This is a genomic window from Rathayibacter sp. AY1C7 (genome assembly GCF_002931865.1).
Taxonomy (GTDB): Bacteria; Actinomycetota; Actinomycetes; order Actinomycetales; family Microbacteriaceae; genus Rathayibacter.
The window spans coordinates 37,242-53,533 of sequence record NZ_PSWB01000003.1; the positions used below are offsets into that span (position 1 = coordinate 37,242).

Consider the following 16,292-nt stretch of genomic DNA (forward strand, 5'->3'; position numbering starts at 1 on the left):
CGTTCCTCGCAGTGCGGGCGACCGGGACGGTCACTCGCGTCCCGTCAGCGTCCAGGCGTCCTCGCCGGACCCCTCGTCGTCGTCGTGGTAGTCGGTGGCGGCGGGCCCCGTCGGCTCGGCCAGCGGATCCGCATACGGATCCGGGGCGACCGAGGACGGCGCGGCCGGCCCCTCGCCCGGGTCCTCGCCGCGCATCCGCGCGAGGACGCCCGGCAGCTGCTCGGCGGTGACCAGCACGTCGCGGGCCTTCGACCCCTCGGAGGGGCCGACGACCTCGCGCGACTCGAGCAGGTCCATCAGTCGGCCGGCCTTGGCGAAGCCGACGCGGAGCTTGCGCTGCAGCATCGAGGTCGAGCCGAACTGCGTGCTGACGACGAGCTCGGCCGCCGCGACCAGCAGCTCGAGGTCGTCCCCGATGTCGGAGTCGATCTCCTTGCGCTGCGCCTGCACGGTGATGTCCTGGCGGTACTCGGGCTGCGCCTGACGGGTGACGTGCTCGACGACCTTCGCGATCTCGTCCTCGCGGACCCAGGCGCCCTGCACGCGCATCGGCTTGTTGGTGCCCATGGGGAGGAAGAGGCCGTCGCCCTGCCCGATGAGCTTGTCGGCTCCCGGCTGGTCGAGGATGACCCGCGAGTCGGTCACGCTGGTCACCGCGAAGGCGAGGCGGCTGGGCACGTTCGCCTTGATGAGGCCGGTCACCACGTCGACGCTCGGCCGCTGCGTGGCAAGCACGAGGTGGATGCCCGAGGCGCGCGCGAGCTGGGTGATCCGCACGATCGAGTCCTCGACGTCGCGCGGGGCGACCATCATCAGGTCGGCGAGCTCGTCGACCACCACGAGGAGGTACGGGTACGGCTTGAGGACGCGGCTGCTGCCCGCCGGGAGCTTGATCTCGTCCGCGCGGACGGCCGCGTTGAAGTCGTCGATGTGACGGAACCCGAACGAAGCCAGGTCGTCGTAGCGCATGTCCATCTCCTTCACGACCCACTGCAGCGCCTCGGCGGCCTTCTTGGGGTTCGTGATGATCGGAGTGATCAGGTGCGGCACTCCGCCGTAGATGGTGAGCTCCACGCGCTTGGGGTCGATCAGGACCATCCGCACGTCCTGCGGGCGCGCGCGCATCAGCAGGCTCGTGATCATCGAGTTGACGAAGCTGGACTTGCCGGAGCCGGTGGAGCCGGCGACCAGGAGGTGCGGCATCTTGGCGAGGTTCGCCACGACGTAGCCGCCCTCGACGTCCTTGCCGACGCCGATGGTCATCGGGTGCGTGGACGTCGTCGAGGCCGGCGAGCGGAGGACGTCGCCCAGCGAGACGATCTCGCGGTCCGTGTTGGGGATCTCGACGCCGATCGCGCTCTTGCCCGGGATCGGGGAGAGGATCCGGACCTCGTTGCTGGCGACGGCGTAGGAGAGGTTCTTGCTGAGCGCGGTGACGCGCTCGACCTTGACGCCGGGGCCGAGCTCGATCTCGTAGCGGGTGACGGTCGGGCCGCGGGAGAAGCCGGTGACCGTCGCATCCACGTTGAACTGCTGCAGCACCTCGGTGATGGCGCGGACCATCTCGTCGTTGGCCGCCGAGCGCGCCTTGGAGGGCGTGCCCGTCGAGAGGGCGGCCGCCGAGGGGAGGCGGTACGGCGCGTCGTCCTCGAACGAGGAGTCGAAGCCGGCGGTCGGATCCTCCTCGGCGAGGGGCGCGATCGGGCCGGTCTCGATGACGGGCGGGATCGGGACGGCGGGCGCCACATCGAGGCGGTCGAGCCGGATGACCTCGGTCGCGTCGTCGTCGACCACACCGGTCGCGCCGCGGGGAGCGCCCGTCTGCTCGAAGCGGGCGAGCGCGGCCTCGGCGGTCTCGGCCTCGGCCAGCACCTCGGTGGCGTAGGAGCGGGTCGGCGGGTGGGCCTCGTCGTCGCGCTCCTCGAGCGCGGTGTCGAAGCCCTTCGCGCGGCCGCGGGCGGGAGCGGTGCCCTCGAGCACCTCGGTGAAGGAGTCGATCGGGAGCTCGGTCTGCACGGTCGGCTCGTCCTCGCGCCCGGACTCGGTGCGCCGCCACCAGGGCAGCTCTCCGCCGTCCTGCTGCGCGTCCTCCTCCTGCTCGGCCTCCGCCTTCGCCGCGGCCTTGGCGGCGGCCCGCTCGGCCTTGAGGCGGGCGCGCTCCTCGTCGTCGAGCACGGGGGCGCCGAAGAGGTAGCCGTAGAGCTCCCGCGAGCGCGCGCCGATGCGGTTCGGCGGGGTCTTGGTGATGATGAACAGCGACAGCAGGATCACGAGCGACAGCAGCACGGTCGCGCCGGGGACGGTGGCGATCGCCACGAGCGGGGCGCCCACCAGCCAGCCGAGGACGCCTCCCGCTGCCGCCATGGTCTCGATTCCCTGGCCGGGCTGCGGCAGGCCGAGGTGCGCGTGGCAGATGCCGGCGGAGGCGACGAGCAGCGTGATGACGCCCACGCCCATCCGCCCGTTGTCGTCGACGGACCGGGGGTGCCGGAAGAGCCAGAGGGAGAAGAGGAGAAGGACGACCGGCAGCACGTAGGCGACCCGGCCGAAGAAGCCGCCGAAGCTCCACGCGTCGAGCACCAGGGCGACCGGGTCGGTCGCGAGGAACCACTCGACGACCGCGCCCGCGACGGCCAGCAGCAGCAGCAGGAAGGGGACGCCGTCGCGGCGCTCCTCCTTCGCCAGCCGCTCGGGACCGAGGGCGCGCGCTGCGCCGCCCGCGAGGTGGGCCAGCGCCATCCAGAGCCGCACGGCGGGGTTGGTGCGCGGGGCGGACTCGAAGGCCACCGTCTTCGTCTCGGCGGCCGCCTTGCCCGAGCCCCGGCCGGATCGCGGCGCGCCGGAGCGCGGAGTCGCGCTGCCGCGCCCGCGCGAGGTCGTCTTGGTACTGGTCGCCATGAGGCCACCGTACCTGCCGCCCCCGTCAGGGCCGGTGACCCGCGCCGCGACGGCAGGCGCCGATCCGCCGCCGGCCGGGAGGCTCAGGCCTCGATGACGAGCGGCACGATCATGGGCCGGCGGCGGTAGGAGGTGTTGACCCAGCGGCCGACGACTCGACGGACGGCCTGCGAGAGCGCGTGCTGATCGCTCGCCCCGTTCCGCACCGCCTCCTCGAGCGCGGCCGCGATCCGCGGCTTGACCTCGTCGAAGACGCTGTCGTCCTCCGCGAAGCCCTTCGCGTGGATCTCGGGGCCGACGACGATCCGCCCCGTGCCCGCCTCGACCACCACGATGATCGAGATGAAGCCCTCCTCGCCGAGGATCCGCCGGTCCTTGAGGTCGGCGTCGGTGATCTCGCCCACCGACGATCCGTCGACGTAGACGAACCCCAGGTCGAGCCGTCCGACGACGGTCGCCCTGCCGTCGAGCAGGTCGATCACGGTGCCGTCCTCGGCGATGATCGTGTTCTCCTCCGCGATCCCGGTCTCGCGCGCGAGCTGCGCGTTCGCGACCAGGTGCCGGTACTCGCCGTGCACCGGCATCACGTTCAGCGGCTTGAGGATGTTGTAGCAGTAGAGGAGCTCGCCGGCCGCGGCGTGCCCGGACACGTGCACCTTCGCGTTGCCCTTGTGCACGACGGTCGCTCCGAGCCGCGTGAGCCCGTTGATGACCCGGTACACCGCGTTCTCGTTGCCGGGGATGAGGCTGGAGGCGAGGATCACCGTGTCGCCCTCCCCCGGCTCGATCTGGTGATCGAGGTTGGCCATCCGGCTGAGGACGGCCATCGGCTCGCCCTGCGACCCGGTGGACATGTAGACGATCCTGTCCTCGGGGACGTCGCCCGACTTCTTCATGTCGACCAGGACTCCCGGAGGGACGTGCAGGTAGCCGAGATCCGCGGCGATGCGCATGTTGCGGACCATGGAGCGGCCGAGCAGCGCCACGCGGCGGCCCGTGGCGTGGGCCGCGTCGAGCACCTGCTGCACCCGGTGCACGTGGCTGGAGAAGCTCGCGACGATGACGCGGCGGGTCGCCCTGGCCATGACGCTCTCGATGACCGGGCCGATGTCGCGCTCGCTCGGCGTGAAGCCGGGGACGTCGGCGTTGGTGGAGTCGACCATGAACAGGTCGACTCCCTCCTCGCCGAGGCGGGCGAAGGCGCGCAGGTCGGTGATCCGGCCGTCGAGCGGCAGCTGGTCCATCTTGAAGTCGCCGGTGTGCAGCACCGAGCCCGCGTCGGTGACGATCGACACGGCCAGCGCGTCCGGGATCGAGTGGTTCACGGCGACGAACTCGAGCTCGAAGGGCCCGAGGTTCTCGACGTCGCCCTCCTTCACCGTGAGCGTGTACGGCGTGATCCGGTGCTCCTTGAGCTTCGCCTCGACGAGGGCGAGCGTGAGGGTGGAGCCGATCAGCGGGATGTCGCGCTTCAGCCGGAGCAGGTAGGGGACGGCGCCGATGTGGTCCTCGTGGCCGTGGGTGAGGACCACTCCGACGATGTCGTCGAGCCGGTCCCGGATGGGCGTGAAGTCCGGGAGGATCAGGTCGACGCCCGGCTGGTCCTCCTCCGGGAAGAGCACGCCGCAGTCGACGACCAGGAGCCTGCCGTCGATCTCGAAGACGGTCATGTTGCGGCCGATCTCGCCGAGGCCGCCGAGGGGGATGATCCGGAGCGTTCCCGGAGCGAGCGGGGCGGGGATGATCACGGGACCGGGCATGCGCCCTCCTTCTCCAGCGGTGCTTTCTCGGGACGTGCCGCTCGGGCTCAGCGGGTGGTGCCGGCGACCTTCGGGAGGGCGCCGCCGGCCGCGGCGTTGCGGTCGGGCCGGAAGTTGCGGAAGTCGACGCCCGGGATGTCGCGGACCAGGCCGAGCTCGTCCTCGATGAGCGCCGCCTCCGACTCCTCCGGGCCGACCAGGGGCAGCCGCACGCGCGGCGAGGAGATGCGGCCGAGGCCGTGCAGGATGTACTTCGCGGCGACGGTCCCGGGGACGTGCGTCATCACGGCGCGCACGAGCGGCTCGAGCTGCTGGTGCGCACGAGTGGCCGCGTGGAGGTCGCCCGCGTTCACCGCGTCGACGATCGTGCGGTACGGCGCGGCGGCGATGTTCGCGGTGACGCCGATGAGCCCCGTGGCGCCGATGGCGAGCTCGGGGAGCACGTTCGCGTCGTCGCCGCAGAAGTACATCAGGTCGGTCTGGTTGAGCACGCGGCTGACCTCGGAGAGATCGCCCTTCGCGTCCTTCACGGCCAGGATGTTCGGGTGCTTGGCCGCCCGCAGGATCGTCTCGTAGCGGATCGGCACGCCGGTGCGGCCGGGGATGTCGTAGAGGATGACCGGCAGGTCCGTCGCATCCGCGATCATCCGGAAGTGGGTGAGCACGCCCGCCTGCGTGGGCTTGTTGTAGTACGGGGTGACGATCATGTTGCCGTCGGCGCCGGCCTTCTCGCTCTGACGGGCGAGCTGCATGGCGTGGGCGGTCTCGTTCGAGCCGCCTCCCGTGATGATCTTCGCGCGGCCCCCCGCGACCGAGCGGCCGACCTCGACGAGGCGGATCTTCTCCGGGTCGGTCAGGGTGCTGGTCTCGCCCGTGGTCCCGGTGACCACGATGCCGTCCGCGCCCGCTGCGATGCAGTCGTCGATGTGCTTCTCGACACCGGGCCAGTCGACCTCGCCGTCGGCGGTGAACGGGGTGACCAGGGCGACCAGGACCTGGCCGAAGGGATTCTCCGGAGTTGACACGCTGCCAGGGTAGCGGGTCGCCGCCGCGCCGCCGGGAGGAGGTTCCCGGAGCCGCCCGCGCGGACGGCAGCAGGCGGATCGGGCGGGACGGCCCGCTCGTCCTCGCCGGGCGGCGGGCTACGGAGCGACGCGGCCGTTCGCTGTGAAGGCGGCGGCCGTGAGGGGCATCAGCTCCTGGAAGTGCGTCTCCATCTGCTCGGCCGCCATCTCGATCTCGCGCTGCGGGAAGGAGGGGAACGTCGAGTCCTCGCGCTTGGTGCGCAGGGAGAGGAAGTTCATCAGCGAGCGGGCGTTGAGCGTGACGTACATCGACGAGTAGATGTTCAGCGGGAGGACGATCCGGGCGACCTCGCGGGCGACGCCCTCGCCGAGCATCCGCCGGTACGACTCGTAGGCCTGCGTGCTGACGCGGCGCGTCTCCTCGGCGACGAGCTCGGCCTGCTCGGGGGTGCCCGGCTCGAAGGAGTAGGCGCCGGGCTTGCCGACCTGCACGAGGTTGCGGCGGGGACCGGGTACGTAGAAGACCGGGCGGAGCTCGCGGTAGCGGCCCGACTCCTCGTTGTAGGAGGCGATGCGGTGCCGCATGAACTCGCGGAAGACGAAGATCGGCGCCTGCACGTAGAAGGTCATCGAGTTGTGCTCGAACGGCGAGCCGTGGCGGTCGCGCATCAGGTAGTTGATCAGTCCGCGGTCGCGCTTGCGCTGCAACTCGGCGTCGGACTCCTCGCCGTCGAGCGCCTCGGCGAGCGTCTTCTCGCCCTGGGTCGAGACGCGGGCCGCGAACAGCACGTCGGAGTCGTGGGCGCTCGCGCGGACCAGCTCGACGACGACATCACTGCGGAAGACGGGACTACTCGGGTCTGCGCTGAGGCTGCTCTGTTCGGTCACGGATCGAACCTAGACCACGCTCCGACCGCGGCCGTCGTCACATCCCGAAACAGTCGTCCGCGGAGCGCCCGCGCCGACCTACGCTTCCCGGATGGAGCCCGTGACGATCCTCGCCGCACTGCTCGGCCTCGTCGTGCTGGGCGTCGTCCTCGGGGCTGTCCATCGGGCCCGCTCCGGGCGCGTCGCGAGCGCCCCCTCGCGCCAGGACCCCGCGATCGACCCCGGCGAGCTCGTCCCCGGCGCAGTGCTCGGGACCCGGGCCACAGTCGTGCAGTTCTCGACCGACGTCTGCACGCGGTGCCCTGCAGTGCGACGGATGCTCGGGGAGCTCGCCCAGCAGCGGCCCGGGCTGGCGCACCTCGACGTCGATCTGACGCACCGCCCCGACCTCGCGGCGCGCTTCCGCGTCCGGCAGACGCCCACGCTCCTCCTGCTCGATCGAGACGGAGTGCCGCGCAGCCGCGTCGGCGGCGCTCCGACCCGGGCCGCCCTGACCATCGAGCTCGACCGACTCCAGGAGACATGATGAGCACCCGCTCCCCCTCCACCACCGGCGCCACTCCCCCGTCCGGCACCGTCGATCCCCGCGGCCCGAGGGTCGCCGCCGGAGTCACCGCCGCACTCCTCCTCACGGCCGTGGGCCTCGGGCTCGCGGCCGCGGCCCGGGCCGACCTCGACGGCCGGCTCTCCCAGCCCGGCTTCCTCCTGCTGCTCGCGCTCGCCGCCCTCTTCGCCTGGTCGGCCGCGCGCGGCGTCGGCTCCGGCCCCTGGGCGGTGCTGTTCCGCCGGGTGGTCCGGCCGCACCTGGCACCGCCGCGCGAGTGGGAGGACGCCCGCCCGCCGCGCTTCGCCCAGCTGATCGGCCTGGTGGTGACCGGCGCCGGCGTCCTCCTGCACGTCGCCGGCGTCCCGGGATCGGTTCCGGTCGCCGCGGCCGTCGCCTTCCTCGCCGCCTTCCTCAACGCCGTGTTCGGCCTCTGCCTGGGCTGCGAGCTCTACCTCGTGCTCGCGCGGGCCGGCCTGGTCGGGCGCTCGGCCGGCTCCCGGGCGTGAGGCTCTAGGCTGGGTCCGCTTCGCGGGCGGCCCGCGACCGGCTCCGGGAGGCACCATGAGCGACTCATCCGCACGGCACTCCGACCACGACGGGACCACGGACTCCGGCTCGCCGCGGCGCGCCGCGCGCACGCCGGGCGAGCGCGTGTCGACGCCGTCCGAGCTGCCGTCGGCCCGGCCGGATGCGTCCGCTCCCCGGCTCCGCGTCCTGATCTCGGGCGCCAGCGGGATGATCGGCTCCGAGCTGACCCGCCAGCTGCGCGCCGAGGGGCACGAGATCCTGCGCCTGGTGCGCCACGCGCCGTCGAGCCCGGACGAGTTCCACTGGGCGCCCACCTCGCACATGCTCGACTTCAGCGTGCTCGACCGCGTCGACGCCGTGATCAACCTCTCCGGCGCCTCGATCAGCCGCCTGCCGTGGACCGCGTCCTACAAGCGGGAGATCCTCGACTCGCGGATCCAGTCCACGCAGACCCTCACCGACGCGATGCGGATGTCCTCGACCCCGCCGACGACGCTGATCAACGCCTCCGCGGTCGGCTACTACGGAGACCGCCCGGGCGAGGAGCTCACCGAGCAGTCCTCGCGTGGCGACGGATTCCTCGCCGATGTCGTCGACCGCTGGGAGAAGGCCGCCCACCTCGCGCCCGAGGCCACGCGGGTGGTCACCGCTCGCACCGGGCTCGTCCTCGGCGACGGCGGCGCGCTCAAGCCGCTCCTGCCCCTGACGAAGCTCGGTCTCAGCGGACCCCTCGGCAGCGGCAATCAGGCCTGGCCCTGGATCAGCCTCTACGACGAGGCCGCGGCGATCCGCCACCTGCTCACGTCCTCGCTCTCGGGCCCGGTGAACCTCGCCGGACCGGTGCCGGCGACCGCGAACGACGTGATGCGCACCCTCGCCGAGCAGCTGCACCGCCCGTTCAAGCTGGCCGTCCCCGAGAAGATCATCGAGCTCGCGCTGCGCGACGCCGGGCACGAGCTCCTGCTCTCGAGCCAGCGCCTGGTTCCCCAGCGGCTGCTGGACGACGGCTTCGAGTTCCGCCACCGCACCGTCGGCGAGGCGCTGGAGTGGGTGCTCGCCTGATCCGGGCCGCCTGAGCGGTCCTCGCCCGGAGGGCCGGGCTCGGGTCGCGGCCGAGCGGTCAGGCCGGAGCCTCGTGCTCCAGCGCGATGGCCCGGCGGATGGCGCCTCGGGCGCGCTTGCGGTCGCCGCTGGCGTCGTAGGCGAGGCCGAGGCGGTACCAGGCGCGCCAGCTCCCGGGCTGCGCGTCGACCTCCTCCGCGTACTGCGGGAACAGCGCGTCCGCCTCCTCCCGGAGCGGACGCCCGCTGGCCCGCGAGTCGAGGACCTCCTGCGGCAGCGCGTTCTCGCCCTCCAGCCGACGGGCCAGCTTCTCGGCGCGGAGCCCGAACAGCAGCTCGCGCACGAGCCCCCAGACGCCGACGGCGCCGAGGATCAGCAGGCCGACGCCCATCACGATGCCGGGCACCGTCGCCGCGGCGAAGGCGACGACGGAGTACTGCAGGCAGACGAACAGGTAGAGGGCCAGCAGGACCGCCATCAGGACGACGCCGACGCGGGTCCTCACGGGGTGCTCGTCGCTGCGGCGGCCTGGCCGGACGGAGTCCGGTCGATGACGGGCTGCTCGTCGACCGGCCGCTCGGCGAGAGGCGCGGCGTCGAAGGCGGCGCGCAGGTCGATCAGCGCGTCGAGGCCCACCACCACGCCCGTGGTCGTCCGGACCGCGTCGAGAGCACGCAGGACGCCCTGCTCGTAGGACGCCTGCGAGGTGGTGTCGTGCCGGATGGTGACCGTCTCGCCGGTGCCGCCGAAGACGACCTCCTGGCGCGCCTCCACTCCGGGCAGGCGGAGGCTGTGGACCGGGACGCTCGCGACCTGCTGGCCGCGGGCCCGCTGGTCGGTGTGCGGAGCCTGCACCGGACCGAGCTCGGCCCGGGCGCGCAGCAGCAGCTCGGCCGTGCGGACCGCGGTCCCGGAGGGCGAGTCGACCTTGCGGGCGCCGTGGGTCTCGACGATCTCGGCGGCGTCGAAGAACCGCGCGGCCACGGTGGCCAGCGCAGTCGCGAGCACCGAGCCCAGCGAGAAGTTGGGGATGATCACGACACCGGCCTCGGGCTGCTCGGCGACGCTGCGCCGGAGGGCCGCGATCCGGTCGCCGGTCCAGCCGGAGGTGCCCACGAGCACCTTCCTCCCGTTGGCCACGGCGAAGTCGACGATCTGCTGGCTGACGGCCGGCACGGTCATGTCGACGACGACGTCGGCCGCGAGCATCTCGGCGGGATCGCTCCGCGAGCCGAGCCGCGCGACGAGCGAGAACTCGCTCGACGCCTCGATGAGCGAGCAGGTGAACGAGCCGAGTCGGCCGGACGCGCCGACCACGGCGACGGAGGTAGTCACCGACTCAGCGTAGCCCGCGGCTCAGTACGGCTGGGCCTCGGGCAGGCCGGTGCGCAGCTCCACGGGCAGGTGCGAGAGATCGTTGTGCACGACGAGCACCGGCGGCTTGCGGGAGCGGACGCGGATGATCGTCAGCCCGCAGTTGGCCTGGTTGAGGCCCAGCCACCGCCAGTCGGGAGCGTCGAACACGTGGCGGACGAACCAGCCGATCACGAAGTTGTGGGTGATGAGGAGGTCGTGGCGGTCCTCGCGCGACGGCGCCAGGAACTCGGCCACCGCGTCCTGCATCTGCGCGTGCCCCGCCTCGATCTCGGCCGCGGTGACGCTGCCGAAGAAGGGCTCGAACGCCTTGGGCATGTCCGGGGTCGGCCCCGAGGGGATGCAGTCGAACAGCAGCGAGGACGGCTGGAGCGGCAGGCTCGGCAGAAGCGTCTGGAAGCGTGCGGCCGTCTCCTCGGCCCGGCGCAGCGGGGAGTGCCACGCTCCGGTGAAGGGGACTCCGCCGAGCCGCTCGGCGATGAGCCTCGCCTGGCGCTCACCACGGGCCGAGAGCGGGCCGTCCGGCATGCCGTGCTCGGCGTCCTGCTGCTCGCCGTGGCGGACGAGGTAGATGTAGTGGGACACGGGGTCCTCCCTGGTGCGGCGCGGCGGTGCGCGGTCAGCGGGCGTTCGACGATCGGATCAGATCGCGGAGGCGCTCTCGATCCCGGCGATCCCGGCGAAGGCCGACTCGTCGACCGCGCCGACGGCCGAGATCGACGACGGCCCCCGGGCCAAGTCTGCCGCGAGTGCCTGGACGTCCTCCGCGCCGACGAGGGCGAGTCGGCGCAGGCTCTCGTCGAGGTCGACGAACTCGCCGAAGGTCAGCTCTGCGCGTCCGAGGCGCGACATCCGGGTGTCGGAGTCCTCCAGCGCGAGCGCCGCCGCTCCCGAGAGCTGGCCGCGGGCGCGGGCGAGCTCGTCGTCGGTGACGCCGTCCTCGGCGAGGCGGTGGAACTCGGTGAGCAGGAGCTCGGCGACCGTCCCCGCCTTCGCCGGGGTGCACGCGGCGTAGAGCCCGAAGAGGCCCGCGTCCGAGTAGGACGGGGCGAAGGAGTAGACGGAGTAGGCCAGGCCGCGCTTCTCGCGTACCTCCTGGAACAGCCGCGAGGACATGCCGCCGCCGAGGATCGAGTTGAGGACGCCCATCGTCATCCGCCGCTCGTCGCCCGCGGCGAGACCGGGGAAGCCGACCAGCAGGTTCGCCTGCTCGGTGGGGCGGTGCACCACCGACAGGGCGCTGCCGCGGGTGTAGGACGCACGGCCGCCGACGCGCCGCTCGACGGGCGGGGCCGCCGTGCCGAGGTCCCAGCCGTCGGCGACGAGGACCCGCTGGAGCAGCGCGACGAGCGCCTCGTGGTCGACGGCGCCGGCGACGGTGATCACCACGTCGCGCGGGCGGTAGGCGGCGCGGTAGTGCGCCCAGACCGCGTCCCGGGTGGCCTCGCCGATGGTCGCGGCGGTGCCCCCGATCGGGCGGCCCAGCGGGTGGTCGCCGAACACGGCCTCGAACAGCTTCTCGCCCGCCACGTCGGCCGGATCGTCGTCCGCCATCGCGAGCTCCTCGAGGATGACCCCGCGCTCGGTCTCGAACTCGTCCGGATCGATCAGGCTCGAGGTCACCATGTCGGCGATCACCTCGACCGCCATCGGGAGGTCGCGGTCCTGGATCTTGGCGTAGTAGCAGGTGTACTCCTTGGCGGTGAGAGCGTTGTGCTCCCCGCCCACGGAGTCGAAGGACACGGCGATGTCGAGGGCGGACCGCTTCTGCGTGCCCTTGAACAGCAGGTGCTCGAGGAAGTGCGTCGAGCCGACGTTGGAGGGCACGGCGGGCTCGCCCGCGGTCGCGGGGCGGCCGAGCCGCTCGTCGCGAGAACCCGCGGCGACCCAGAAGCCGATCGTGGCGCTGCGGGCGCCGGGCACCGATTCGCTGAGGATGCGGACACCGCTCGGGAGGACGGAGCGGCGGACCGTGGATCCGCCTGCGGCCCGGACTGACGTCTCCGGCTGGTCGAGGGGCAGTGCGACTCCGTGATTCATCGTGCCCACCCTAGGCCACCGCGACGGTTGCCCGAGCCGGGCTGTCGCGCCGTGGCGGGAGAGGTGCAGGGGGCGTCGCGGACGGGCGCGGTCAGCGGCGCGCGCGCTCCAGCGCGGCCAGGTGTCCGGGGTCGAGCTCGAGCGAGACCGCGCGCACCAGCGCGTCCACGTCGGCGGGTGAGCGCGGGGCGACCGTCGCGGCGGTCAGCCGCGGCCGGCCGAGCAGCCAGGCCAGGGCGACGGCGGCGGGAGCGGCCGAGAGCTCGGCACCGATCGCGTCGAGGACGGCGAGGACCCGGCGTCCGCGGCGCCCGAGGTGGGAGGCGGCGAGTGCCCCGTCGGGCAGGCGGCCGAGCTCGCGGCGGGTGCGCTCGGCGCCGCGGAGGAACCCGTGGGCGAGGGGGACGGTCGCGAGCAGGGCGAGTCCCTGGCCGGCGGCGACGAGGCCGAGGTCGCCCTCCGAGCCGGGCCGCTCGAGCAGGTTCCAGCGGACCTCCGCGCCGGCGAGGCGGGGCAGCCCGTGGGCGGCCAGGACGCGCGCCTCGAAGAGCTCCTCCGGGGAGAACCCGGAGGCGACCACCGACCGCACCAGCCCGCGCGCCAGCAGCACGTCGACAGCGCTGAGGAGCTCGTCGAGGCGCCCCGCCCCGTCGGGGCGGACCGCCAGCACGTCGAGGCGATCGGTGCGGAGGCGGCGCAGCGCCCCCTCGACACGGTCCACCAGCGCACGCGGCGTCGCGGGCGCGCCGACCGGAGCGGCGAAGCGGCCGATCAGGATGAAGCGGTCCCGGTCGCGGTGTCCGGCGGGCCAGCCGCCGACGCCCTCCGCGAGGCTCGAGTCGGTGACGACGACGCCGTTGCCGCCCCACGCCGCGTAGCGCTCGAGCAGCCCGGCACCGTCGTCGCGGCCGAGGGCCGCCGCGTCGAGCACGAAGGGGAAGAGGTCGTGGCCGGAGTCGCCCATCGGCCGGCGGTGCGAGGGTGCGACGGCGGTCGGCTCGACGGGGCCGGTCTCGGCGAGGACGCCGCTCGAGGAGGCTGCGCGGGACGCCGCGGGCGGGAGCGGGACGGCACTGTGACGGGGAGCCCGCACGACGGCGCCGGTCCTGTCCCTGGGCACGCCACCACTCTCCCTGCGGCGGCTCGGGTCCCGCCAGGGGAGAGAGTATCCGAGCGCCGGAGCCGCCACTCCGCCGGGTCGCGCACGGTTCACCAGATCGTTACACGGGCGCCGCCGGCGGGGTCGACTCGCGCCGGGCAGCGGTGCGGCGGGTCCCTCCGTGTCGGCCGTCCGGGCTAGATTCGCGACCATGGACTCCGCCGCCCCGACCCCCTCCGAGACCGCCGCCCCGACCTCCGACTCCCCCGAGCGGGAGACGTCCGCGCCCTGGTGGACGAGCGCCGTCGTCTACCAGATCTACCCGCGCTCGTTCGCGGACTCGAACGGCGACGGCATCGGCGACCTGGGCGGCATCCGCTCGAAGCTCGACCACCTCGCCGACCTGGGGGTCGACGTGATCTGGCTCTCGCCGGTCTACCCGTCGCCGCAGCACGACAACGGCTACGACATCTCGGACTACGAGGACATCGACCCGCGGTTCGGGACGCTGGAGGAGTTCGACCTGCTCCTCGCGGAGGCCCACGAGCGCGGCATCCGCATCGTGATGGACCTCGTGGTCAACCACACGAGCGACGAGCACGCCTGGTTCGTCGAGTCCCGCTCCTCGCAGGAGGACCCGAAGCGCGACTGGTACTGGTGGCGCCGCGGGCGCCGCTCGGCCGAGCCCGGCCGCGAGCTCGAGGCGGCCGCCGGCGCCGGCCTCGACGTCGCCGAGCCGAACGGCTGGCGCTCCTACTTCTCCGGCCCGGCCTGGACGCTCGACCCGGCGACGGACGAGTACTTCCTCCACCTCTTCGCGGTGCAGCAGCCGGACCTCAACTGGGAGAACCCCGAGGTGCGGCACGCGGTGCACGCGATGATGAACCGCTGGCTCGACCGCGGAGTGGACGGCTTCCGGATGGACGTGATCAACCTCGTCTCGAAGGACGTGGGAGCCGTCGACGGCGAGCAGGGCGGCGCGGGCATCGTCGGAGGGGTGGGTCCGCGGCTCCACGAGTACCTCCGCGAGATGCACGAGGCCGTGTTCGCGCACCGCGAGGGCTCCTTCCTCACCGTCGGCGAGATGCCCGGGGTCACCCTCGAGGAGGCGGTGCTCGTGACCGATCCCGAGCGGCGTGAGCTCGACATGGTCTTCCAGTTCGAGCACGTCGGCATCGACCACGGAGTCGACAAGTTCCACCCGGTGCCGCTGGACCTGGTCGCCTTGAAGGCCAACCTCGCGCGCTGGCAGGACGGCCTGGCCGAGCGCGGCTGGAACAGCCTGTACCTCGGCAACCACGACCAGCCGCGTCTCGTCTCGCGCTTCGGGGACGACGGCGCGCACCGCTACGAGTCCGCGACCCTCTGGGCGACGCTCCTCCACCTCCAGCGCGGCACGCCGTACATCTACCAGGGCGACGAGATCGGGATGACGAACGTCCCGTTCGCCGGCATCGAGGACTTCCGCGACGTCGAGTCCCTGAACTACTGGGCCGAGGCCGTCGGCGAGCGCGGCGAGGACCCGGCGACCGTGCTCGCCGGGCTGCGCGCGCAGAGCCGCGACAACGCCCGCACGCCGGTGCAGTGGGACGACGGCCCCCAGGCCGGCTTCACGACCGGCGAGCCGTGGATCGCGGTCAACCCCAACGCCGCCGAGGTGAACGTCGCCGCCGATCGGGCCGCCGAGCGGTCGGTCTTCGAGTACTACCGGGCGCTGATCGCGCTGCGGCACTCCGACGAGACGGTGCAGCTGGGCCGCTTCGCGCTGCTGGAGCCCGAGCACCCCGCGCTCTTCGCCTTCACACGCACCGGACCGGGCGAGCTGCTCGTCGTCGGGAACGTGTCCGGTGAGCCGCTCGAGGAGCCGCTGCTCGAGGAGTGGGCGGCTGCCGAGACGGTCCTCGGCAACGTCGCCGGTGCGACCGGGTCGACGTTCGGCCCGTGGGAGGCGCGCATCCTGCGCCGCTGAGCCTCGCCGCGCCCCGCTCCGAGCCCGGCGCGGGGCGCGGCGCCCGACGGCGGCGGACCAGCGGGCGAGAGCCTCAGGCGGAGACGCGGTCCAGCTGGGCGATATCGCTCCGGGTCAGTGGGAGCGCGGCCGCCGCGAACAGCGACTCGAGCTCCGCGGCGTTCCGGGCCCGGACGATCGCCGCCGAGACCTCCTGGTGCGAGAGCACCCAGGCGAGCGCGACCACGCCGGGCTCCGTGCCGTGGGCGCCGGCGATCTCGTCGAGGGCAGCGAGCACGCGGGAGCCGTGGCGGCCGACGTAGTCCAGGCCCGCCTCGAACAGGGCCGACTCCGGCTCGTCCGTGCGGCTGCGCAGGGCGCCGGTGAGGTAGCCGCTCGCCAGGGGCAGCCGCGCGAGGGTGCCGAGCTCTAGCCGCACCACCTCGGGGGCGACGTCGGTCTCGTAGGTCCGGCGCTCCATCAGGCTGTACTCCGACACGACGGCCGAGAGCGACGGCAGCGCGAACGCGGTCGCCGTCTCGTGCAGCGCCGTGATCGCGGCTCCGCTGAAGTGCGCGGCGCCCAGGGCGCCGACCGAGCCGTCCGCCAGGAACGGCGCGACCGCCGCCAGGCTGTCGGCGATGGGGATCCCGGGGTCCTCGCTGTCGAACGAGAGCAGGTCGATCCGGGTGCCGAGCCGCTCGAGGCTCCCCTCGATCGCGATGCGGACGTCCTCCGGGGCGAGTCCCGGCGCGTCCGGGTGCCGGCCGACCTTCGTCGCGACCAGCATCCGCTCGCGCAGCCCGCTCTGCTCGAGCCAGCGGCCGATCATGTACTCGCTCCGACCGGTCGCGTAGTGGTCCGCGGTCGAGATCAGGGTGCCGCCGAGGCGGCCGAACGCGTCGAGCACCTCGGTGGTGTCGTCGATCCCGGCGGCCCAGCCGAAGACGGAGCCGTCGAGGGCGAGCGGATGCACGGGGAGGCCGGTCCGACCCAGGGTGCGTGAGAGGAGGGGCGTCTCCGGCTCGGTGGCCAGGGGCGTCGGGTCGGTCACGGAGTCCTCCGGTCGGGGCGGTGCGGCGCGGTCCCGCCACCGTACCCCATGCCCCCGCCGACGACGGAC

General features: G+C 73.2%; 14 protein-coding genes. 4 read left to right on the forward strand and 10 right to left on the reverse strand.

Annotated features, from left to right (window positions below):
• Positions 1-30 precede the first annotated feature (30 nt).
• From C5C69_RS02175 to thyX, 4 genes are all read right to left on the reverse strand, one after another.
• Positions 31-2,898, reverse strand: a complete 2,868-nt coding sequence (locus tag C5C69_RS02175) for a DNA translocase FtsK (protein ID WP_104233267.1) — start codon at positions 2,896-2,898, stop codon at positions 31-33.
• An 83-nt stretch (positions 2,899-2,981) separates the two neighbouring features.
• Entirely contained in the window at positions 2,982-4,658 is a 1,677-nt protein-coding gene (locus C5C69_RS02180; protein ID WP_104224470.1) for a ribonuclease J, read from the reverse strand.
• 47 nt (positions 4,659-4,705) lie between these two features.
• The gene (gene dapA, locus C5C69_RS02185) at positions 4,706-5,683 is read right to left on the reverse strand and encodes a 4-hydroxy-tetrahydrodipicolinate synthase (protein ID WP_104224469.1); all 978 of its coding nucleotides are present in this window, start codon (positions 5,681-5,683) and stop codon (positions 4,706-4,708) included.
• 117 nt (positions 5,684-5,800) lie between these two features.
• Positions 5,801-6,571 carry an FAD-dependent thymidylate synthase gene (thyX, locus tag C5C69_RS02190; protein ID WP_104224468.1) on the reverse strand — a complete coding sequence of 257 codons (771 nt, stop codon included), beginning with the start codon at positions 6,569-6,571 and terminating at the stop codon, positions 5,801-5,803.
• 91 nt (positions 6,572-6,662) lie between these two features.
• Between thyX and C5C69_RS02195 the strand changes: the two genes are divergently transcribed.
• From C5C69_RS02195 to C5C69_RS02205, 3 genes are read left to right on the forward strand one after another with little or no spacing between them, the layout of a single operon-like run.
• The gene (locus C5C69_RS02195; protein ID WP_104233266.1) at positions 6,663-7,097 is read left to right on the forward strand and encodes a thioredoxin family protein; all 435 of its coding nucleotides are present in this window, start codon (positions 6,663-6,665) and stop codon (positions 7,095-7,097) included.
• Positions 7,097-7,624: a DUF4395 domain-containing protein gene (locus C5C69_RS02200; RefSeq protein ID WP_104233265.1), complete on the forward strand. Its 528-nt coding sequence runs from the start codon at positions 7,097-7,099 to the stop codon at positions 7,622-7,624. The genes C5C69_RS02195 and C5C69_RS02200 overlap by 1 nt, the downstream gene beginning before the upstream one ends.
• A 55-nt stretch (positions 7,625-7,679) precedes the next feature.
• A complete protein-coding gene (locus C5C69_RS02205) occupies positions 7,680-8,708 on the forward strand; it encodes a TIGR01777 family oxidoreductase (RefSeq protein WP_104233264.1) in 1,029 nt (342 codons plus the stop codon).
• Between the two features lie 58 nt (positions 8,709-8,766).
• On the opposite strand, the gene C5C69_RS02210 is transcribed toward C5C69_RS02205, so the two are convergent.
• From C5C69_RS02210 to C5C69_RS02230, 5 genes are all read right to left on the reverse strand, one after another.
• The gene (locus tag C5C69_RS02210) at positions 8,767-9,213 is read right to left on the reverse strand and encodes a tetratricopeptide repeat protein (protein WP_104233263.1); all 447 of its coding nucleotides are present in this window, start codon (positions 9,211-9,213) and stop codon (positions 8,767-8,769) included.
• A complete protein-coding gene (gene dapB, locus C5C69_RS02215; protein ID WP_104257217.1) occupies positions 9,210-10,043 on the reverse strand; it encodes a 4-hydroxy-tetrahydrodipicolinate reductase in 834 nt (277 codons plus the stop codon). Before dapB ends, C5C69_RS02210 begins: the two co-directional genes overlap by 4 nt.
• 21 nt (positions 10,044-10,064) lie before the next feature.
• Positions 10,065-10,667: a histidine phosphatase family protein gene (locus C5C69_RS02220; protein WP_104224462.1), complete on the reverse strand. Its 603-nt coding sequence runs from the start codon at positions 10,665-10,667 to the stop codon at positions 10,065-10,067.
• Between the two features lie 57 nt (positions 10,668-10,724).
• Positions 10,725-12,122, reverse strand: a complete 1,398-nt coding sequence (locus tag C5C69_RS02225) for a pitrilysin family protein (RefSeq protein WP_104233302.1) — start codon at positions 12,120-12,122, stop codon at positions 10,725-10,727.
• Between the two features lie 91 nt (positions 12,123-12,213).
• Entirely contained in the window at positions 12,214-13,242 is a 1,029-nt protein-coding gene (locus C5C69_RS02230; RefSeq protein ID WP_181127005.1) for an aldo/keto reductase, read from the reverse strand.
• Between the two features lie 190 nt (positions 13,243-13,432).
• Here C5C69_RS02230 and C5C69_RS02235 point away from each other — a divergent pair, with 190 nt between their 5' ends.
• Positions 13,433-15,190 (forward strand): alpha-glucosidase, encoded by a 1,758-nt coding sequence (locus C5C69_RS02235; RefSeq protein WP_104257219.1) that lies wholly within the window; start codon positions 13,433-13,435, stop codon positions 15,188-15,190.
• 73 nt (positions 15,191-15,263) lie between these two features.
• On the opposite strand, the gene C5C69_RS02240 is transcribed toward C5C69_RS02235, so the two are convergent.
• Positions 15,264-16,223 (reverse strand): aldo/keto reductase, encoded by a 960-nt coding sequence (locus tag C5C69_RS02240; RefSeq protein WP_104233259.1) that lies wholly within the window; start codon positions 16,221-16,223, stop codon positions 15,264-15,266.
• Between the last annotated feature and the right edge of the window lie 69 nt (positions 16,224-16,292).